Annotated in this window: 15 protein-coding genes and 1 tRNA gene; 9 read left to right on the top strand and 7 right to left on the bottom strand. The window is 61.1% G+C overall.

Going from position 1 to position 14,493, the window contains the following annotated elements; all coding sequences use genetic code 11:
- Nucleotides 1-17: 17 nt before the first annotated feature.
- Nucleotides 18-1,115: a glycosyltransferase family 2 protein gene (locus ACQY5P_RS15305; RefSeq protein ID WP_428407737.1), complete on the top strand. Its 1,098-nt coding sequence runs from the start codon at nucleotides 18-20 to the stop codon at nucleotides 1,113-1,115.
- The gene (locus ACQY5P_RS15310) at nucleotides 1,112-1,756 is read left to right on the top strand and encodes a methyltransferase domain-containing protein (protein ID WP_428407738.1); all 645 of its coding nucleotides are present in this window, start codon (nucleotides 1,112-1,114) and stop codon (nucleotides 1,754-1,756) included. The genes ACQY5P_RS15305 and ACQY5P_RS15310 overlap by 4 nt, the downstream gene beginning before the upstream one ends.
- Here ACQY5P_RS15310 and ACQY5P_RS15315 read toward each other — a convergent pair.
- Nucleotides 1,753-3,261, bottom strand: coding sequence for a hypothetical protein (locus tag ACQY5P_RS15315; RefSeq protein ID WP_428407739.1), 1,509 nt, complete (start codon nucleotides 3,259-3,261; stop codon nucleotides 1,753-1,755). The two genes, ACQY5P_RS15310 and ACQY5P_RS15315, sit on opposite strands and share 4 nt — an antisense overlap.
- A gap of 128 nt (nucleotides 3,262-3,389) precedes the next feature.
- Here ACQY5P_RS15315 and glmM point away from each other — a divergent pair, with 128 nt between their 5' ends.
- Nucleotides 3,390-4,757, top strand: a complete 1,368-nt coding sequence (glmM, locus tag ACQY5P_RS15320; RefSeq protein WP_428407740.1) for a phosphoglucosamine mutase — start codon at nucleotides 3,390-3,392, stop codon at nucleotides 4,755-4,757.
- A gap of 66 nt (nucleotides 4,758-4,823) precedes the next feature.
- On the opposite strand, the gene ACQY5P_RS15325 is transcribed toward glmM, so the two are convergent.
- A complete protein-coding gene (locus ACQY5P_RS15325; RefSeq protein WP_428407741.1) occupies nucleotides 4,824-5,366 on the bottom strand; it encodes a carboxymuconolactone decarboxylase family protein in 543 nt (180 codons plus the stop codon).
- Between the two features lie 165 nt (nucleotides 5,367-5,531).
- Here ACQY5P_RS15325 and ACQY5P_RS15330 point away from each other — a divergent pair, with 165 nt between their 5' ends.
- Nucleotides 5,532-6,101 carry a TetR/AcrR family transcriptional regulator gene (locus tag ACQY5P_RS15330; RefSeq protein WP_428407742.1) on the top strand — a complete coding sequence of 190 codons (570 nt, stop codon included), beginning with the start codon at nucleotides 5,532-5,534 and terminating at the stop codon, nucleotides 6,099-6,101.
- 56 nt (nucleotides 6,102-6,157) lie between these two features.
- Here ACQY5P_RS15330 and ACQY5P_RS15335 read toward each other — a convergent pair whose 3' ends face one another.
- Nucleotides 6,158-6,658 (bottom strand): hypothetical protein, encoded by a 501-nt coding sequence (locus tag ACQY5P_RS15335; RefSeq protein WP_428407743.1) that lies wholly within the window; start codon nucleotides 6,656-6,658, stop codon nucleotides 6,158-6,160.
- 116 nt (nucleotides 6,659-6,774) lie between these two features.
- On the opposite strand from ACQY5P_RS15335, the gene ACQY5P_RS15340 reads away from it, so the two are divergent.
- The gene (locus ACQY5P_RS15340) at nucleotides 6,775-7,323 is read left to right on the top strand and encodes a winged helix-turn-helix transcriptional regulator (protein ID WP_428407744.1); all 549 of its coding nucleotides are present in this window, start codon (nucleotides 6,775-6,777) and stop codon (nucleotides 7,321-7,323) included.
- 4 nt (nucleotides 7,324-7,327) lie between these two features.
- Here the strand turns inward: ACQY5P_RS15340 and ACQY5P_RS15345 are convergent, their stop codons facing one another.
- From ACQY5P_RS15345 to ACQY5P_RS15355, 3 genes are all read right to left on the bottom strand, one after another.
- Complete coding sequence (locus tag ACQY5P_RS15345) at nucleotides 7,328-7,765, bottom strand: glyoxalase superfamily protein (RefSeq protein WP_428407745.1); 438 nt, start codon at nucleotides 7,763-7,765, stop codon at nucleotides 7,328-7,330.
- A 210-nt stretch (nucleotides 7,766-7,975) separates the two neighbouring features.
- A tRNA-Gln gene (locus tag ACQY5P_RS15350) sits at nucleotides 7,976-8,049 on the bottom strand.
- A 152-nt stretch (nucleotides 8,050-8,201) separates the two neighbouring features.
- A complete protein-coding gene (locus ACQY5P_RS15355) occupies nucleotides 8,202-8,390 on the bottom strand; it encodes a hypothetical protein (protein ID WP_428407746.1) in 189 nt (62 codons plus the stop codon).
- 170 nt (nucleotides 8,391-8,560) lie between these two features.
- On the opposite strand from ACQY5P_RS15355, the gene thiD reads away from it, so the two are divergent.
- A complete protein-coding gene (gene thiD / locus ACQY5P_RS15360; protein ID WP_428407747.1) occupies nucleotides 8,561-9,406 on the top strand; it encodes a bifunctional hydroxymethylpyrimidine kinase/phosphomethylpyrimidine kinase in 846 nt (281 codons plus the stop codon).
- Between the two features lie 231 nt (nucleotides 9,407-9,637).
- Nucleotides 9,638-10,525 carry a PhzF family phenazine biosynthesis protein gene (locus tag ACQY5P_RS15365; protein ID WP_428407748.1) on the top strand — a complete coding sequence of 296 codons (888 nt, stop codon included), beginning with the start codon at nucleotides 9,638-9,640 and terminating at the stop codon, nucleotides 10,523-10,525.
- Here ACQY5P_RS15365 and ACQY5P_RS15370 read toward each other — a convergent pair.
- Nucleotides 10,518-11,567, bottom strand: a complete 1,050-nt coding sequence (locus ACQY5P_RS15370; RefSeq protein ID WP_428407749.1) for a DMT family transporter — start codon at nucleotides 11,565-11,567, stop codon at nucleotides 10,518-10,520. The genes ACQY5P_RS15365 and ACQY5P_RS15370 overlap by 8 nt on opposite strands.
- Nucleotides 11,568-11,691: 124 nt before the next feature.
- Between ACQY5P_RS15370 and ACQY5P_RS15375 the strand changes: the two genes are divergently transcribed.
- A complete protein-coding gene (locus tag ACQY5P_RS15375) occupies nucleotides 11,692-12,849 on the top strand; it encodes a phosphoserine transaminase (protein ID WP_428407750.1) in 1,158 nt (385 codons plus the stop codon).
- A 37-nt stretch (nucleotides 12,850-12,886) separates the two neighbouring features.
- Entirely contained in the window at nucleotides 12,887-14,467 is a 1,581-nt protein-coding gene (gene serA, locus ACQY5P_RS15380; RefSeq protein WP_428407751.1) for a phosphoglycerate dehydrogenase, read from the top strand.
- Nucleotides 14,468-14,493: the final 26 nt, after the last annotated feature.

The following is a 14,493-nucleotide window of genomic DNA, read 5'->3' on the forward strand; positions in this document are numbered from 1 at the left end:
GGGACCTCTGGGGCGGCATGCAGACAGGCGCGCGCTTAGAACAGACCGGCAACGAGGCGCAGGCGGAAGATGCCGCCGGCGCCAATTCGCTTCCTGCATTGCAAAAGCCTGAACCCCGGAAGCTTTCGCGCGCCGCACGCGTGGCGCATCTGCCATGGCTCATGTATGGCGTTTACCTTTTTATCGCCGCGACCGTTATGTATCTCGTCGGCGTCCTCTTGGTTTTCCCGCGTTATCTCTTCGGCCTTAACGAAACGCTGCTGCCAGTCTCGGAGTTTCTGGTTTGGTACAGCGGCGTTCCCATGGTGCTTGGGCTCGCCTTCGCCGCAGCCGATTTCTTTCTGTTTTTCGAAAGCAAGCGCCCCGTGCGGCGCTATCGCGAGGAATCCATGCGCGACGTCAAGGTGACCGTCGCGCTCACCGCCTATAATGACGAAGACAGCATCGCCGCCGCGGTTGAAAACTTTCTTTCTCATGAACGGGTGGAGCAGGTCATCGTCGTCTCCAACAACAGCACGGACAAGACCTTCGAACGTGCCGAGGCAGCAGGCGCCATCGTCGTCAATGAAGAGCGGCAGGGTTATGGGCGTTGCGTTTACCGCTGTTACATCGAGGCAATGAAGCGCAGCACGTCAGATCTCATCGTTTTGTGCGAAGGCGACCGGACTTTTCGCGCGGCCGACATCGACAAGCTTGTGACTTTTGCACCGCATACGGACATCGTCAACGGCACGCGCACGGTCGAAACCCTGCGCGAGCAGAAAACACAGCTTACGACCTTCATGTTTTACGGCAATCTTTTCGTCGCCAAACTCATGGAAGCCAAGCATCTCGGCCGGGCGACGCTCACCGATGTGGGCTCGACCTACAAGCTGGTGCGCCGGCGCGCGCTGGCGCGGCTGCTGCCGCACCTTAATCCGGAAGTCAATCTGGAGTTTAACGCCTATTTCATGGACAAGGCGCTTGAGGCCGGCCTGACCCTCATCGAATGTCCGGTGACGTTTCACCCGCGCGTCGGCGTCAGCAAAGGCGGCAACACCGACAATATCCGCGCGCTGCAGGTGGGGCTCAGGATGATCCGCGGCATCACCTTCGGCTGGAAGAAATCTTCATGACATCGGGCTATCACGAGACCCGCTTCGCCGAGGACAAGCGGCGCAATGTCGTCTGGGAAGCCTTGTGGCGCAGCTATTTCTCAAACCATATTGGCCCTGAGGATTGCGTGCTCGATCTCGGCGCAGGGCGCTGTGAGTTCATCAATAATGTCAGCGCCAAGCGGCGGATCGCGGTCGAAATGTGGCCGGATTTTCCGCCTTTGCTGGAGCCGGGCGTTGAACCGATCGTCGGCGACATCGCCGATCTCGATGCGATCCAGAACAATTCAGTCGATTACGCTTTTGCGAGCAATGTGTTCGAGCATGTGACGCAGGAGCATTTCGCCAAGACGCTAAAGGCGTTGAAGCGCATTCTTTCCGAAAAGGGGCGCCTGACGATCCTGCAGCCGAATTACCGTTTCGCGTCGCGAGAGTATTTCGACGATTACACCCATGTCGCCATTTGGTCACATGTGTCGATCGCCGATTTTCTCGGCGCGAACGGATATGATGTGCTCGACGTGAAAGCGAAGTTTTTGCCGTTGACCGTGAAGTCGCGTCTGCCGGTTCACCCGTTTCTGATCCAGGCCTACCTTGCGTCGCCGATCAAGCCCCTCGCGAAGCAAATGCTGATTGTCGCCGCGCCAAAGAGCAACGGCTAGTTTCGTTTTAGAATTTCAATCACGCCTTGGCGTGCGACTGACGCATAGTCATCAAGAAGGTGCGGATCGCGTTTCAAGATCTCTTCGTTCAGCGGGGCAAAGGTGTGTCCGCGAATGATAATATCCGGTTTTGTCTCGCGAATGCGCTCCATAATCCGGTCGATCTCCGCATCGTAATACGATTGAAACATCGCTTGTTGCTCGGCGGTCAAGTCCTTTTGCTCAAGGCCCGCATCCGCATAGAGGACGACCCACTGGCTGTGAATGCGGTCGACCCATACGGCGCCGATTTCCTGCGCGAGGGGGAAGGCGATGGCGATATTGGTGGAGATCGCGAGCGCTGTCGGCCGGTCAAGCCCTTCGGTCCAGGCGCGATCGTGCATCCGCGGGCGCCGGTCGTCATAAGTCTCATAGACGCCGCCTGCGAGGATGATCGTCATGACCGCCAGCGCTGCAGCGAAGATGCGATTTTCTTTCGCGAAAGTCCCGGCGTCTGAGCGCAATGTCTCGGCCAGAGAAAAAGCGAAAGCGAGCCCGGCGAAGAACGAGGCGGGATAGAGGTGATACGGGAAATATTTTCCTTGCGCGAAATAGACGGCCGTGAACGCAGCGGCGAGGACCGAGAACACTGCGGTCGCTGGAGACGGTTTCTTTCTGAGCGCGAAGAGCAGGAAGACCGTAACGCCGATAAATTCCTTGGAAGTGAGCCCCAACAACACGGTGGAGCGCACGGGCACATAGATGTCTCGCATCAACGGGGCGACGCCGTCGAGATAAGCAGGAAACGCCAGGAGCGAGAGCGCCGTCAGCAGGACGAAGACGGCGCCTGCGATGACGAGGCCGCTGCGCCACAGGAAAACAATGCTGCGATGGCGCCATAAATAATAAACCGCGAGCGCGACGCCCGGCGTTATGAACAAGGGCGGCTTGATGGCGGCGCAGAAGCCGGCCAGGACCGCGGCGAGAATGCAGAGACTGAAAGCCGGCCAGTCGCCGGTTTCGGCCCGGCTAATGAAGACGCAGGCCATCGGCAAAGCGAAAGCGGCGGCGAGATGTTCGCGCTGCGCAAAGGCGTCGTTGCACAGGAAAAAGAGGAAGACGGCGGCTGGCGCAATGACGACAAGACGGCTCGATCCGGCGCCGGAAAGGCTGCGCGGCAGAATTCTGTCGCTTATGTAAAGCGCGAACAAAATCGCTGCGTAGACGGTGGCGTAAACGGCTGCGCCGGCGCCTATGCCCGTCGCGTTTGCGATGAGCGCGCCCGGCATATAGAGAAGGGCCGGCACGGGCGGCGTGGTCTCGAAAATGTCCACATAGGCCGTTTCGCCGTTCAGCATGCGCTGGCACATGTCGAGAAGCCAGCTCACATCCGGCGTCAGCCCGGCCTGCCGCAGCGCGAGCGAGAGCGCCGTCAGCGCCGCGATGGCTGGCCAGAAGGCCGCCCCGTCAAATCTGACTGCGCCGGCTGGCGCGCGGGATATAAGGGGCTGAGCGGAAATGGTCACGATTTCGTCCGGATTGTCTGCTTGAAAGACCCGGCGCCAGCCTAGCGGGTGAAATCATGCCATTGTATTAAGAGCTTGGAAGGCGCGGCGTGGTAAGATTTTAAGTATTGGTAAAGGAGCGGCAGCCCATGCGGGGCGACGATCAGATGACCGGCAAGCGGGAAATTTTCGGAACGGACGGCGTGCGCGGCCTTGCTAATGCAGGCGCGATGACGCCGGAGAGCATTCTGGCGCTCGGCATGGCCGTGGGCCGCGTCTTCAAGAACGGCGCGCACCGCCATCGTGTGGTGATCGGCAAGGATACGCGCCTTTCCGGTTATATGATCGAACCGGCGCTCACCGCCGGATTCGCCGCGTCGGGCATGGATGTGTTCTTGCTGGGGCCGCTGCCGACGCCGGCCATGGCCATGCTGACGCGAAGTTTGCGCGCCGATCTTGGCGTCATGATCTCGGCCTCGCATAATCCCTATCAAGACAATGGCGTGAAGTTTTTCGGGCCGGACGGCTTCAAACTTTCCGACGAAACCGAAATCGAGATCGAACGGCTGATGCGCGAAGGGCCGGAGGCTGGACGCGCCGCGCCCGCCGATCTTGGCCGCGTCAAGCGCATCGATGACGCCGGGGCGCGCTACATTGAATTCGCAAAAGCTGCGTTTCCGCGCCGCCAATCGCTTGACGGCGTGCGCGTCGTTATCGATTGCGCCAACGGCGCCGGCTACAAGGTGGCGCCCACGGTTCTATGGGAGCTTGGCGCGGAAGTGAAAACCATCGGCGTCGAACCCAACGGCTTCAACATCAATCATGAAGTGGGCTCGACCGCGCCGGAAAAGATGCAAAAGGCGGTGCATGAATATCGCGCCGATATCGGCATCGCCCTCGATGGCGACGCCGACCGCGTCATCATCTGCGACGAAAAAGGCGAGATCGTCGACGGCGACCAGATCCTTGCGCTGATCGCCCGCGCCTGGAAGAAGACCGGCGCCCTCAAGGGCGGCGGCGTCGTCTCCACCGTTATGGCGAATATGGGCCTCGACAAGTTTCTCGGCGGCGAAGGCCTGAAACTCGAGCGCACGAAAGTCGGCGACCGCTATGTGGTCGAGGAAATGCGCGCCAAGGGCATCAATATCGGCGGGGAGCCGTCGGGCCATGTGGTGCTCTCCGATTACGGCACCACGGGCGACGGCCTTGTGACGGCGCTGCAAGTGCTGGCGGTGGTTGTCGGGGAAGGCCGCAAGGTGAGCGATGTCTGCCGCTGTTTTGAGCCGTTCCCGCAGCTTTTGAAAAACGTCCGCTTTAAGGGCGGCGATCCTCTCGAGGCCGAGGGCGTCAAGAAGGCGATCGAAGCGGGCGAGGAAAAGCTCGGCAAATCCGGGCGTCTCGTCATCCGCAAATCCGGCACCGAGCCCTTGATCCGCGTCATGGGCGAGGGTGAGAACGGAACGCTCGTCAAAACCGTGGTCGACGACATCTGCGCCGCGGTTGACGCGGCGTCTTAATCAGCATCCGGAAAAGAAAAACGGCCGGGTGCGGGGGACGGGCCCGGCCGTTTCAGTGATGCGCGTTTACGCAGCTTGAGTGCGCACCACGGGGAAATCGATCTCCGTGTCGGCGACGTGGTTGATGTAGTTGGTCAGGATATTGGCGACGACCACGCCCACGGTTTCGACAATCTCGCCTTCGGAGATGCCGGCGGCCTTCGCGGCTTTGAGATCTTCGTCCGAAACTTTCCCGCGTTTTTCAACGACGGCGGATGCGAAGGTCAGAATGGCGTTCAGCTTTGGATCGGCGGATTTGCCGTGCAGCCGCGCCGTGATTTCCGCCTCGTCGACTTTGAGGTTGCGCGAAATCGCCGAATGGGCCGAGGCGCAGTAATCACAAGCATTTTTGCCGGCGACGGTCAGCGCGAGCGCTTCGCGAGTTTTCTGGTCGAAGGAGCCCTTGCCGAGCGCTTCGTTGAAACCGAGCGCGGCGGAAAGAACCGCCGGGGCGTTCCCGATGACGCGGTAAAGATTGGGCACAATGCCCAGTTTCGATTTGATGGCGCCGAACAGCGCTGCGGCTTCGGCGGAGGCTTCATTGTCTGAAAGTTGCGTAAGACGGCTCATGGTATTTCTCCTTTTCCCCGTGGGGTTCGTTTTGATCTAAGGGTCTTGTTTCTTGCTGCGGCGGGGTCTCTTGCGCCCTGCTGCGATGCTTTATATGTAATTGCGGACCGAATGGTCAATTATTTATTCCGGACCGATTGGTAACGATAGCGTGAGAAGCTGAAAATGGCGCGATTGCGGGAATTCGAGATTGGCGAGGCGCTCGACGGCGTGATGGATGTCTTCTGGCGCCAGGGCTATGAAGGCGCCTCCATGCAGGACATCGAGGCGGCGACCGGGCTTAACAAACAAAGCCTTTATCGCATCTTTCCTGACAAGCGGGCGATGTATCTCGCGGCGCTGGAGCGCTACGAGGCGACCGAATTTGTAAAGGCGGAGGAAGTGCTCGCGGGGCCGGGGACGGCGCGGGCGCGATTTGAAACGCTATTTGACGGCGTCATCGCGCTGGCGGCGGCGGGCGACCGGCGCGGCTGTTTTCTGTGCAACGCCGCCGCCGATCAGGGGCAGGAGGACAAACAGGCGACGGCGGTTGTGAGCGCCTCCATGCGACGGCTCGAAAAAATGTTCCGAAAGGGGCTCGAAGTTTCGGCCCCCTATGACCGCGATCAAAAGGCGCGCGAAGAGCGCGCCTCCGCCTTGCTCGCCGCTTATCTGGGCTTGCGAATTCTGACTAAGGCGGACGCGCCCTTGCGCGTCATCAAAGCGGCGGCGGCGGCGGCGATCAGGACAATATAAAACCCGCCGGCAAGATACGCATGCCGGCGGGCTTGTTACGCTACCGAAGTCACAACTTAAGTAACGATGCGTATGTCGGCCCGGCGCGAACATTCGCGGCGCGCGATCCGGCGCAACTGCTTGTTGGGCACATACCGCGCCTGCGGGCCGCGGGCGTCGACAGTGCAGATCAGACGCGGGCCGTGACGGGTGCGCACGAGTTCTTCGGTCAGAATGATGCGCGCACGGTAGCGGGTGTCGTAGACTTCGCGATTGACGATGCGCCCTTCGCGTCCGCGATAGCCGTTGCGGCGGCCATAATCATGCCGGTCGTGATAACGATCCCGGCGGTCATAGCGGTCGTTATCGCCGAAGCGGACGGAAATGCTGAGGCTTCCATCGCGATAGGCGCCGGCGCGGTAATAACGGTCAGGCGCAAAATAATCGTAGTAATCCGCGGCGTGGCTGCGGTGGTCGTGATCGTGGCTGCAATAAGCGGGTTTGGCGAAAGCCGCCCCCGCGCCCAAGGCCGCCATGGCCAGCGCGCCCGCGATCACCGGTTTCAGAAGTCGTTTCATGTCGCTCTCCGTGCTTTCCCCAGCCGGATGTCGATGCGCCATAGATGACGGGCAATTGCGGCGAGAATGGCGCGATTTCTTGCCGGAAACCCGCCGGTTTCTCCCCAGCGCTACACATGCGCGTGAAAGGCCCGGGCGAAGGCGCGCCGGTCCCGATTGCGCCGACATGGCAAATCGTTCTAACGATTCGCCCCATGGCGTTCACCCATGACAAACCCGAGGCGAAAGACGGCGCGCCGCCGCTTGAGGCTTGTGGCCTCGCCGCCGCGATTGAGCTCGTCGGCGACCGCTGGACGCTGCTGATTATCCGCTCCGCGCTTTATGGCGTGACGCGTTTCGACGAGTTGCAAACAACGCTCGGCATGCCGCGCACGGTTCTCTCGAACCGGCTCAAGAAACTTGTTGATGGCGGCGTGTTGCGCCGGCGCGCCTACAAGGAAGCGGGCCAGCGCACACGGCACCAATATGTGCTGACGTCGAAGGGCGTCGATCTCGCTTTGCCGCTCATGGCGCTGATGCAGTGGGGCCAGAAGCATATTCTGGCGGAGGCGCAGGCCGCCGCCATCGTCAGCCGCCGCACCGGCCAGCCTTTGCATCTCGGCCTAGTCGACATCACGGGCTCGACGACGTCGCTTTCCGACGCGCAGTTCAAGAAAGCGTCCTGAGCTTTTACATCGCTTCCATCCTCAATTGCGGCTGACCGTCGGAAGTTTTCTCGAGGGTGACGCCTTCCGGACCGATCACCGCAGAGATGCGGCTGCGATAGGCGGAAAAGCTCTCGAACGTCACCACATCCACCGGCTCGTCGAACTGAAGGACAACGCGCAAATGGTCCGGCGGCATGGAGCGGATCGCGATGATCTCGCCCGTGAAGAACTGGCCGAGATAGCGGCCCTTGACGCGCGAGCCCAGTTGAAAGCGTTTCAAGGGCGGGCGGTTGCCCACTGCTGCATACAGCGTGTTCCAGTCGCGAAACCCGTATTGTTTCGCAACGAGCTCAAGGCTCTCGCTGTGGGTGATGAAATCGCCGTCTTCATCGAGACCGGCGCGCAGGCGCTTCGCCTGCTGCTTGAGCGCGTCTAGTGACGGCAAGGGAGGGTTAGTCATGGCAGACCTCGTCTTTCGCCATGCGGAACTGTCTGATGGGGCTCGCATTGCCATCGGTCCGCATGCTGAAAGCAGGGCTGACCAGAGCGTTTAACGAAGGACTTCACCAAAGCATGTCGCTCGCGAGCGGCGGGGGCCTTCACCCGGACGCCGCCATACGCCTCAGATGCGGCGTCTGTCAATCAGTCAAATTTTAAGCTCGCCGAAAACTGGCTGCCGGGGCTGGGGTCGAACCAGCATTAACCGATCCAAAGTCGGTTGTCCTACCATTAGACGACCCGGCATGGATTCATGCCGAGTGTGGTTGTCCAGATTTCGAAAAGAGATTTAGAAATCACCACACAGGTCTTCGGGCGCCTGAAAAGACGCCTACGCCTGTCGAAAAATGGTGTTCTCAGTGATCATGCAGGTGAAGTATACGGACGACATGCAGAAGTCAATCGGTATGCTTTCTTCCGCCCGAGGCGACCATTGCGGCGATGATCATCAGAAACACCCCGAAGCCGAAGACCAGCCACGCCGCGGCGGGCTCCGCGCCGATGCGGAAGGCGAGGCCCGGGAAAAGCTGCAGCACAAGCGCCGAGACACAGCATAAAAGCCCCGTCCAGAGTAGGCTGTTGGTCATGAATTCGTCTCTCTCCATAATCGCCCCGGGGGCCGATATTGCGCAATTCGGGCGCATGTTTGAAAACCTTGGGGCGTTCGCGTGACAAACCGGGCGGCAATGAGTTCTTCTCATTGACGACCGGCAAGGGCGACCGCCCGTCCGCAGCGAAGCGAGGATGTTTGACCTTCATGGGTGAAGCCCTATGCAGGTCAGAAAAAGGTGAGGCGAAAGCGAGGAATGATTTGAAAGGCCGCGTGCTCATTATCGCCGGGTCCGACCCCTCGGGCGGCGCCGGGATCCAAGCCGACATCAAGACGGTGACGGCGCTCGGCGGCTATGCGGCGGCGGCGATCACCGCGCTTACGGTGCAGAATACGAAAGGCGTTTCCGCGGTTCATGCGGTCGCGCCGGATATCATCGCTGCGCAGATCGAAGCCGTGATGGAAGACATCGGCGCCGACGCGATCAAGATCGGGATGATCGGCGATGTGGAAACGGCGGCGGTCATCGACACTGCGCTCAGGAAATATTCGGGCGTTCCTGTCGTTCTCGACCCTGTGCTGATCGCGACCAGCGGCGACGCGCTGGCGAAAGACGGCGTCGCGGCGTTCATCAAGGAGAAACTTTCCGCCCTGTCGACCGTCCTTACGCCGAACATTGACGAAGCTGCGGCGTTGACCGGCATGGAGATCGAGACCCGCGACGCCATGATTACGGCGGGCGAAGCGCTGGTCGCGCTCGGCGCGAAAGCGGCGCTGGTCAAAGGCGGCCATATGAGCGGTGAGACGGTCGAAGATGCGCTTGTTTCTGCGGAGGGCGCGCGCATCTTCTCCAATCCGCGCATCGACACGACCTCGACCCATGGCACCGGCTGCACGCTGGCGTCTGCGATTGCGACGGGTCTTGCGCAGGGGCTGGCGCTGCAAACGGCTGTGAAGCGCGCCGTCGATTATGTGCACAAGGCGATTGCGACGGCCCCGGGTTACGGCGTCGGGCATGGGCCGCTCAATCACGCCTGGGTAGTTGAGGAGTAACGGAACTTTTCCTCCGATCATTCCGGCGAGTTGATGGATGGGAACCATCAACCGGAATCCAGCCCCGGAAATAATGACGGGCGAAGCCCGGCTTTTTGTTATTGCTGGACCCCGGCTTCCGCCGGGGTGATCGGAGGTTCAACAGCACGGATGGATAGTTCAGTAGAAATTCTCGATTGAACGTCATGTCATAAGCCGATAAAGCGCGGATAAAATATAACGGAGAGACCCATGGCCGCTTATGATTTCGTGACGCTCGACGTTTTCACAGAGAAAAAATTCACCGGCAACCAGCTTGCCGTGCTGCTCGACGCGCAAGGGTTGAGCCTTGAGCAGATGCAGACCATCACCCGCGAGTTCAATTACGCGGAATCGACCTTCGTCCTGCCGCCGGAAAATCCCGATAACACGGCGCGCGTGCGGATTTTTACGCCCGGCTATGAAATGCCCTTCGCCGGCCATCCGACCGTGGGCACGGCCATCGCTGTCGCCCGCGCCAAGGGATTGAAAGGCAAAGTCCGGCTTGAGCTCAACACGGGCGTCTTTCCCGTGGATGTCGATGTGACGGAAACGGGCGGCTTTGCTGAATTCGAAAATCCCAACCTGCCAACCGAAACCGGCGCCGCGCCATCCGTCGATAAACTTGCGGCGGCGCTGTCGCTGCAGGTCAGCGCCATCGAGACGCAAGCGCACAAGCCGCGCCGCTGCGGCGCCGGGGTCGATTACATTTATGTCAAAGCGTCGCTGGATGCGGTGAAACAGGCGAAAGTCAACAGCGCCGTCTGGGACGACCTTGCGCTCGAAGAGATAGTCGGAATTTACCTCTATGCTGAAGGCGGCGAAGGGCCGGACGTGAATTATCACGCACGGATGTTTGCGCCCGGCGCCGGGGTTGTCGAAGACGCCGCGACCGGATCGGCGGCGGCGGGCTTTCCGGCGCAGATTATCCGCAGCGAGACGATTTCCGACGGCGTGCATCGCTGGGTGATCGAGCAGGGGTTCGAGATGGGACGCCCGAGCCGCATCAATGCGACGGTGGCGGTCGAAGGCGGCGCGGTTCAGTCCGTGCGCATCGGCGGCGACGCGGTCTTCATGCAGGAAGGCCGGATTTTCATCTGACCTCTTCCGTCCGCTCGACCATGGGCTCGAGTTCGCCCGCAAGGCCGTCGCCGGCGGCGCTGACGCCCTTTTGTTTCTTACTGAAAGGCGACCGTTGGCTCACCGCGACGCCGGCGAGAATTATCGCAAGCGCGGCGAGCACATTCCAGTCGAGCCGCTCGTGATAGATGACCGCGCCGAGCCCTACAGCCCATAAGGGCGTGATGTAGTTGGAGAGCGCCATGAACCCGGCGCCGGCGCGGCGGATCAGCATGATGATGAGAACGCCGTTCAGCCCCGTTGGAAAGACGCCGAGAAAGACGATGCTCATAAGGCTCGCCGCGCTCCATTCTTCGCGGTGCAGGTCTGTGAAAAATAGCGCCGGTATCGCCATGAAGGCTGCAACGATCAGCATGCCTGAGGCGAAGACCCGCGGGCGGATCGGCGGCGCCCGGCGCGAGAGGACAGCGGAGACGCCGTAAAGAAAGGTGGCGAGAAGAAGCCCCGCCTGGGCGAGAAAACTCGAAGTCATGACGCCTTTCAGCGCTTCCGGCCCCATGAGGATGAGAACGCCGATGAAACCCAGCGCAAAGCCGCCAAGTTTTCGCGCGGTGAGATTTTCACCGGCGAAAAAATAGGCGAGCGCCAGCGTCCAGATCGGCATGAACGCCATGTAAACGCCGGCGAGCCCGCTCTCCACATGCTGCTGCGCCCAGGGGAAAAGATAGAACGGCAGCACATTGCCGCTCGCCCCCACGCCGATCATCCACCACCACGACCGGCGCACGCGCCATTTTGTCCCGCTACGGATGAAAAAGGGCGGCAGGCGCCGTCCGGCGGCGCGCATCAGAATGTAAACCAGGACCGCCGCCACCCAGAGCCGCCCGGCGGCGACCACGGAAGGCGGCGCGGTCTCCACCGCCTTGCGAATAAACGCAAAAGACGAGCCGCCAAAGGCGACAATGAGCGCGAGGAGCGCCCAGTCGAACAGGGTCGCCTCCGCCGGGGTAATGTGCTTGCGGGCCATGAACTTCGCGCTATCGGCGCTGTTCGGTTCGCGCAAGGGAGAAAATCTCTTCTCCCCGCAAAATTTTATGATTTGACGGCGGACGTCTTTCCGTGCGATGGCGGGCGCGGGCCACGCCTCCCCAACGGGGCGCGCGCCATCTGGAAGGATGGAGTAAAACATGACAGATCCAGCACCCGCGGTGCGCCCAGTGCGTCCGCATTTTTCGTCCGGTCCCTGCGCCAAGCGCCCCGGATGGTCTCTCGAAAACCTTCACACTGATGTGCTCGGCCGCTCGCACCGGTCGAAACTCGGCAAGGCGCGCCTCAAAGAGGCGATTGACCGCACCCGCGCGCTTTTGGGCGTGCCGGACGATTACCGCATCGGCATCGTGCCGGCGTCGGACACCGGCGCCGTCGAAATGGCCATGTGGTCCATGCTGGGGCCCCGCCCCGTGGACATGCTCGCCTGGGAAAGCTTCGGCGAAGGCTGGGTGACGGACGCCGTGAAACAGCTGAAGCTCGATGCGCGATTGCTGAAAGCGCCCTATGGCGAAATTTCCGATCTCGCCGCCGTCGATCCGAAACACGACGTAGTCTTTACCTGGAACGGCACGACCTCGGGCGTCCGGGCGCCGAACGCGGACTGGATTTCCGCCGATCGCGAGGGGATCGTCATCTGCGATGCGACCTCGGCGATTTTCGCGCAGAAGCTCGACTGGCCGAAGCTCGATGCGGTCACCTATTCCTGGCAGAAAGTCCTGGGCGGCGAAGGCGCGCATGGCGTCCTGATCCTCAGCCCTCGTGCGGTCGAACGCCTCGAAAGCCATACGCCCGCATGGCCGATGCCGAAACTCTTCCGCATGGTGAAGGGCGGCAAGCTCAATGAAGACATCTTCACTGGCGCCACCATCAACACGCCGTCCATGCTGTGCGTCGAGGATTACCTAGACGCCCTGAAATGGGCGGAAAGCATCGGCGGACTTGAGACGCTCCATGCGCGCGCCGACGCCAATGCCGCGGCGCTTCAGGCCTGGGTCGAAAGCGCCGACTGGATCGACTTTCTCTGCGCAAATCCCGGCATTCGCTCCAACACCTCCGTGTGTTTGAAGATTGTCGATCCGGAAGTGACGAAGCTCGACGATGCGGGCCAGCGCGCTTTTGTGAAATCCATGGAAAAGCTGCTCGAGGAAAAAGCCGCCGCTTATGACATTGGCGGCTATCGCGACGCGCCGCCGGGGCTGCGCATCTGGTGCGGCGCGACCGTCGAAACCCGCGACATCGAAGCGCTCGGCCCGTGGCTCGACTGGGCCTTCGCCGAAGCGAAGTCGCACCTCTAGCTTTCTCTTTTTTCAAAATTCAGATCGGGGAATACCCATGCCTAAAGTTCTTGTATCCGACAAGCTCAGCGAAACCGCCGTGCGCATTTTCAAGGAGCGCGGCGTCGACGTCGATTACGAACCTTCCCTCGGCAAGGACAAGGAAAAGCTCCTCGCCGTCATTGGCGATTATGACGGCCTCGCCGTGCGCTCGGCGACCAAGGCGACCAAGGCGGTGATCGAGGCCGGCAAGAACCTGAAAGTCATCGGCCGCGCCGGCATCGGCGTCGACAATATCGACATTCCGGCGGCGACCGCGGCGGGCGTCGTTGTCATGAATACGCCTTATGGCAACGCCATCACGACGGCGGAACATGCGATTGCGATGATGTTCTCGCTGGTGAGGTCGATCCCGCAGGCGAGCGCCTCGACCCATCACGGCAAGTGGGAAAAATCCGGCTTCATGGGAACGGAGGTTTTCGGCAAGACCCTTGGCGTTATCGGCTGCGGCAATATCGGCTCCATCGTCGCTGATCGCGCCGTCGGATTGAAGATGCGCGTCATCGCCTTCGACCCGTTCCTGACCGAAGAGCGCGCGATTGAACTCGGCGTCGAAAAAGTCGATCTTGAAAACCTGCTCGCGCGCGCGGATATCGTCACGCTGCACACGCCCTTGACCGACCAGACGCGCAATATTCTCAGTCGCGACAACCTGGCGAAACTCAAAAAGGGCGCCTATGTGGTGAACTGCGCCCGGGGCGGCCTTCTCGATGAAGAAGCGCTGAAAGACTTGCTCGACAGCGGCCATCTCGCCGGGGCGGCGCTCGATGTTTTCGCGGTAGAGCCGGCGACCGAGCATCCCTTGTTCGGCAATCCGAAAGTCGTGGCGACGCCGCATCTCGGCGCCTCGACCACCGAAGCGCAGGAAAATGTGGCGATCCAGATCGCCGAACAGATGGCGGATTATCTCGTCCGCGGCGCGGTGTCGAACTCCTTGAACTCGCCGTCGGTCACTGCAGAGGAGGCGCCGCGGCTCAAGAAATTCATCTCGCTGGCGGAGAAACTCGGGCATTTCGCGGGCCAGTTGACGCAGACTGGCCTCAAGAAAATCGAGGTGATTTACGAAGGCGACGTTTCGCAGCTTAATCTCAAGCCGTTAACAGCTTCCGCAGTCGCAGGCGTTCTGAAGCCCATGCTGCAGGACGTGAACATCGTCAACGCGCCGGTGATTGCGCGCGAGCGCGGCATCTCTATCGCGGAGACAACGCGCGACGACGCGGACGCCTATGACAGCGTCATCCGTCTTGTCATCACGTCGGAAACGCAGACCCGCAGCGTGTCGGGCACGACCTTCGGCGGCGCGCCGCGCATTGTCGAAATCAAGGGCGTCGACATGGAGGCGTCGTTCTATCCGCACATGCTCTACACGACCAATGAGGACAAGCCCGGCTTCATCGGCGCCCTCGGACGCACGCTGGGCGAGGCGGGGGTCAATATCGCGACCTTCAATCTTGGCCGTTCCGGTCCCGGCGAAGGCGCGATTGCGCTCATCGCGGTCGACGACCCCATCAGCGATGCGGTACTCGAAAAGGTCCGCAGCTTGCCCCATGTGAAGCAGGCGACGGCGCTGTCGTTCTGACCGCGGTTCTCTTGTGACGGGGCGCA

The organism is Hyphococcus sp. (assembly GCF_965267305.1).
In the GTDB taxonomy this organism is placed as follows: domain Bacteria; phylum Pseudomonadota; class Alphaproteobacteria; order Caulobacterales; family Parvularculaceae; genus Hyphococcus.

Coding starts and splice junctions, on each gene's coding strand:
- ACQY5P_RS15305 (WP_428407737.1), top strand. CDS start 18: ATGCAGACAGGCGCGCGCTTAGAACAGACCGGCAACGAGGCGCAGGCG.
- ACQY5P_RS15310 (WP_428407738.1), top strand. CDS start 1,112: ATGACATCGGGCTATCACGAGACCCGCTTCGCCGAGGACAAGCGGCGC.
- glmM (WP_428407740.1), top strand. CDS start 3,390: ATGCGGGGCGACGATCAGATGACCGGCAAGCGGGAAATTTTCGGAACG.
- ACQY5P_RS15325 (WP_428407741.1), bottom strand. CDS start 5,366: ATGAGCCGTCTTACGCAACTTTCAGACAATGAAGCCTCCGCCGAAGCC.
- ACQY5P_RS15330 (WP_428407742.1), top strand. CDS start 5,532: ATGGCGCGATTGCGGGAATTCGAGATTGGCGAGGCGCTCGACGGCGTG.
- ACQY5P_RS15335 (WP_428407743.1), bottom strand. CDS start 6,658: ATGAAACGACTTCTGAAACCGGTGATCGCGGGCGCGCTGGCCATGGCG.
- ACQY5P_RS15340 (WP_428407744.1), top strand. CDS start 6,775: ATGCGCGTGAAAGGCCCGGGCGAAGGCGCGCCGGTCCCGATTGCGCCG.
- ACQY5P_RS15345 (WP_428407745.1), bottom strand. CDS start 7,765: ATGACTAACCCTCCCTTGCCGTCACTAGACGCGCTCAAGCAGCAGGCG.
- ACQY5P_RS15355 (WP_428407746.1), bottom strand. CDS start 8,390: ATGACCAACAGCCTACTCTGGACGGGGCTTTTATGCTGTGTCTCGGCG.
- thiD (WP_428407747.1), top strand. CDS start 8,561: ATGGGTGAAGCCCTATGCAGGTCAGAAAAAGGTGAGGCGAAAGCGAGG.
- ACQY5P_RS15365 (WP_428407748.1), top strand. CDS start 9,638: ATGGCCGCTTATGATTTCGTGACGCTCGACGTTTTCACAGAGAAAAAA.
- ACQY5P_RS15375 (WP_428407750.1), top strand. CDS start 11,692: ATGACAGATCCAGCACCCGCGGTGCGCCCAGTGCGTCCGCATTTTTCG.
- serA (WP_428407751.1), top strand. CDS start 12,887: ATGCCTAAAGTTCTTGTATCCGACAAGCTCAGCGAAACCGCCGTGCGC.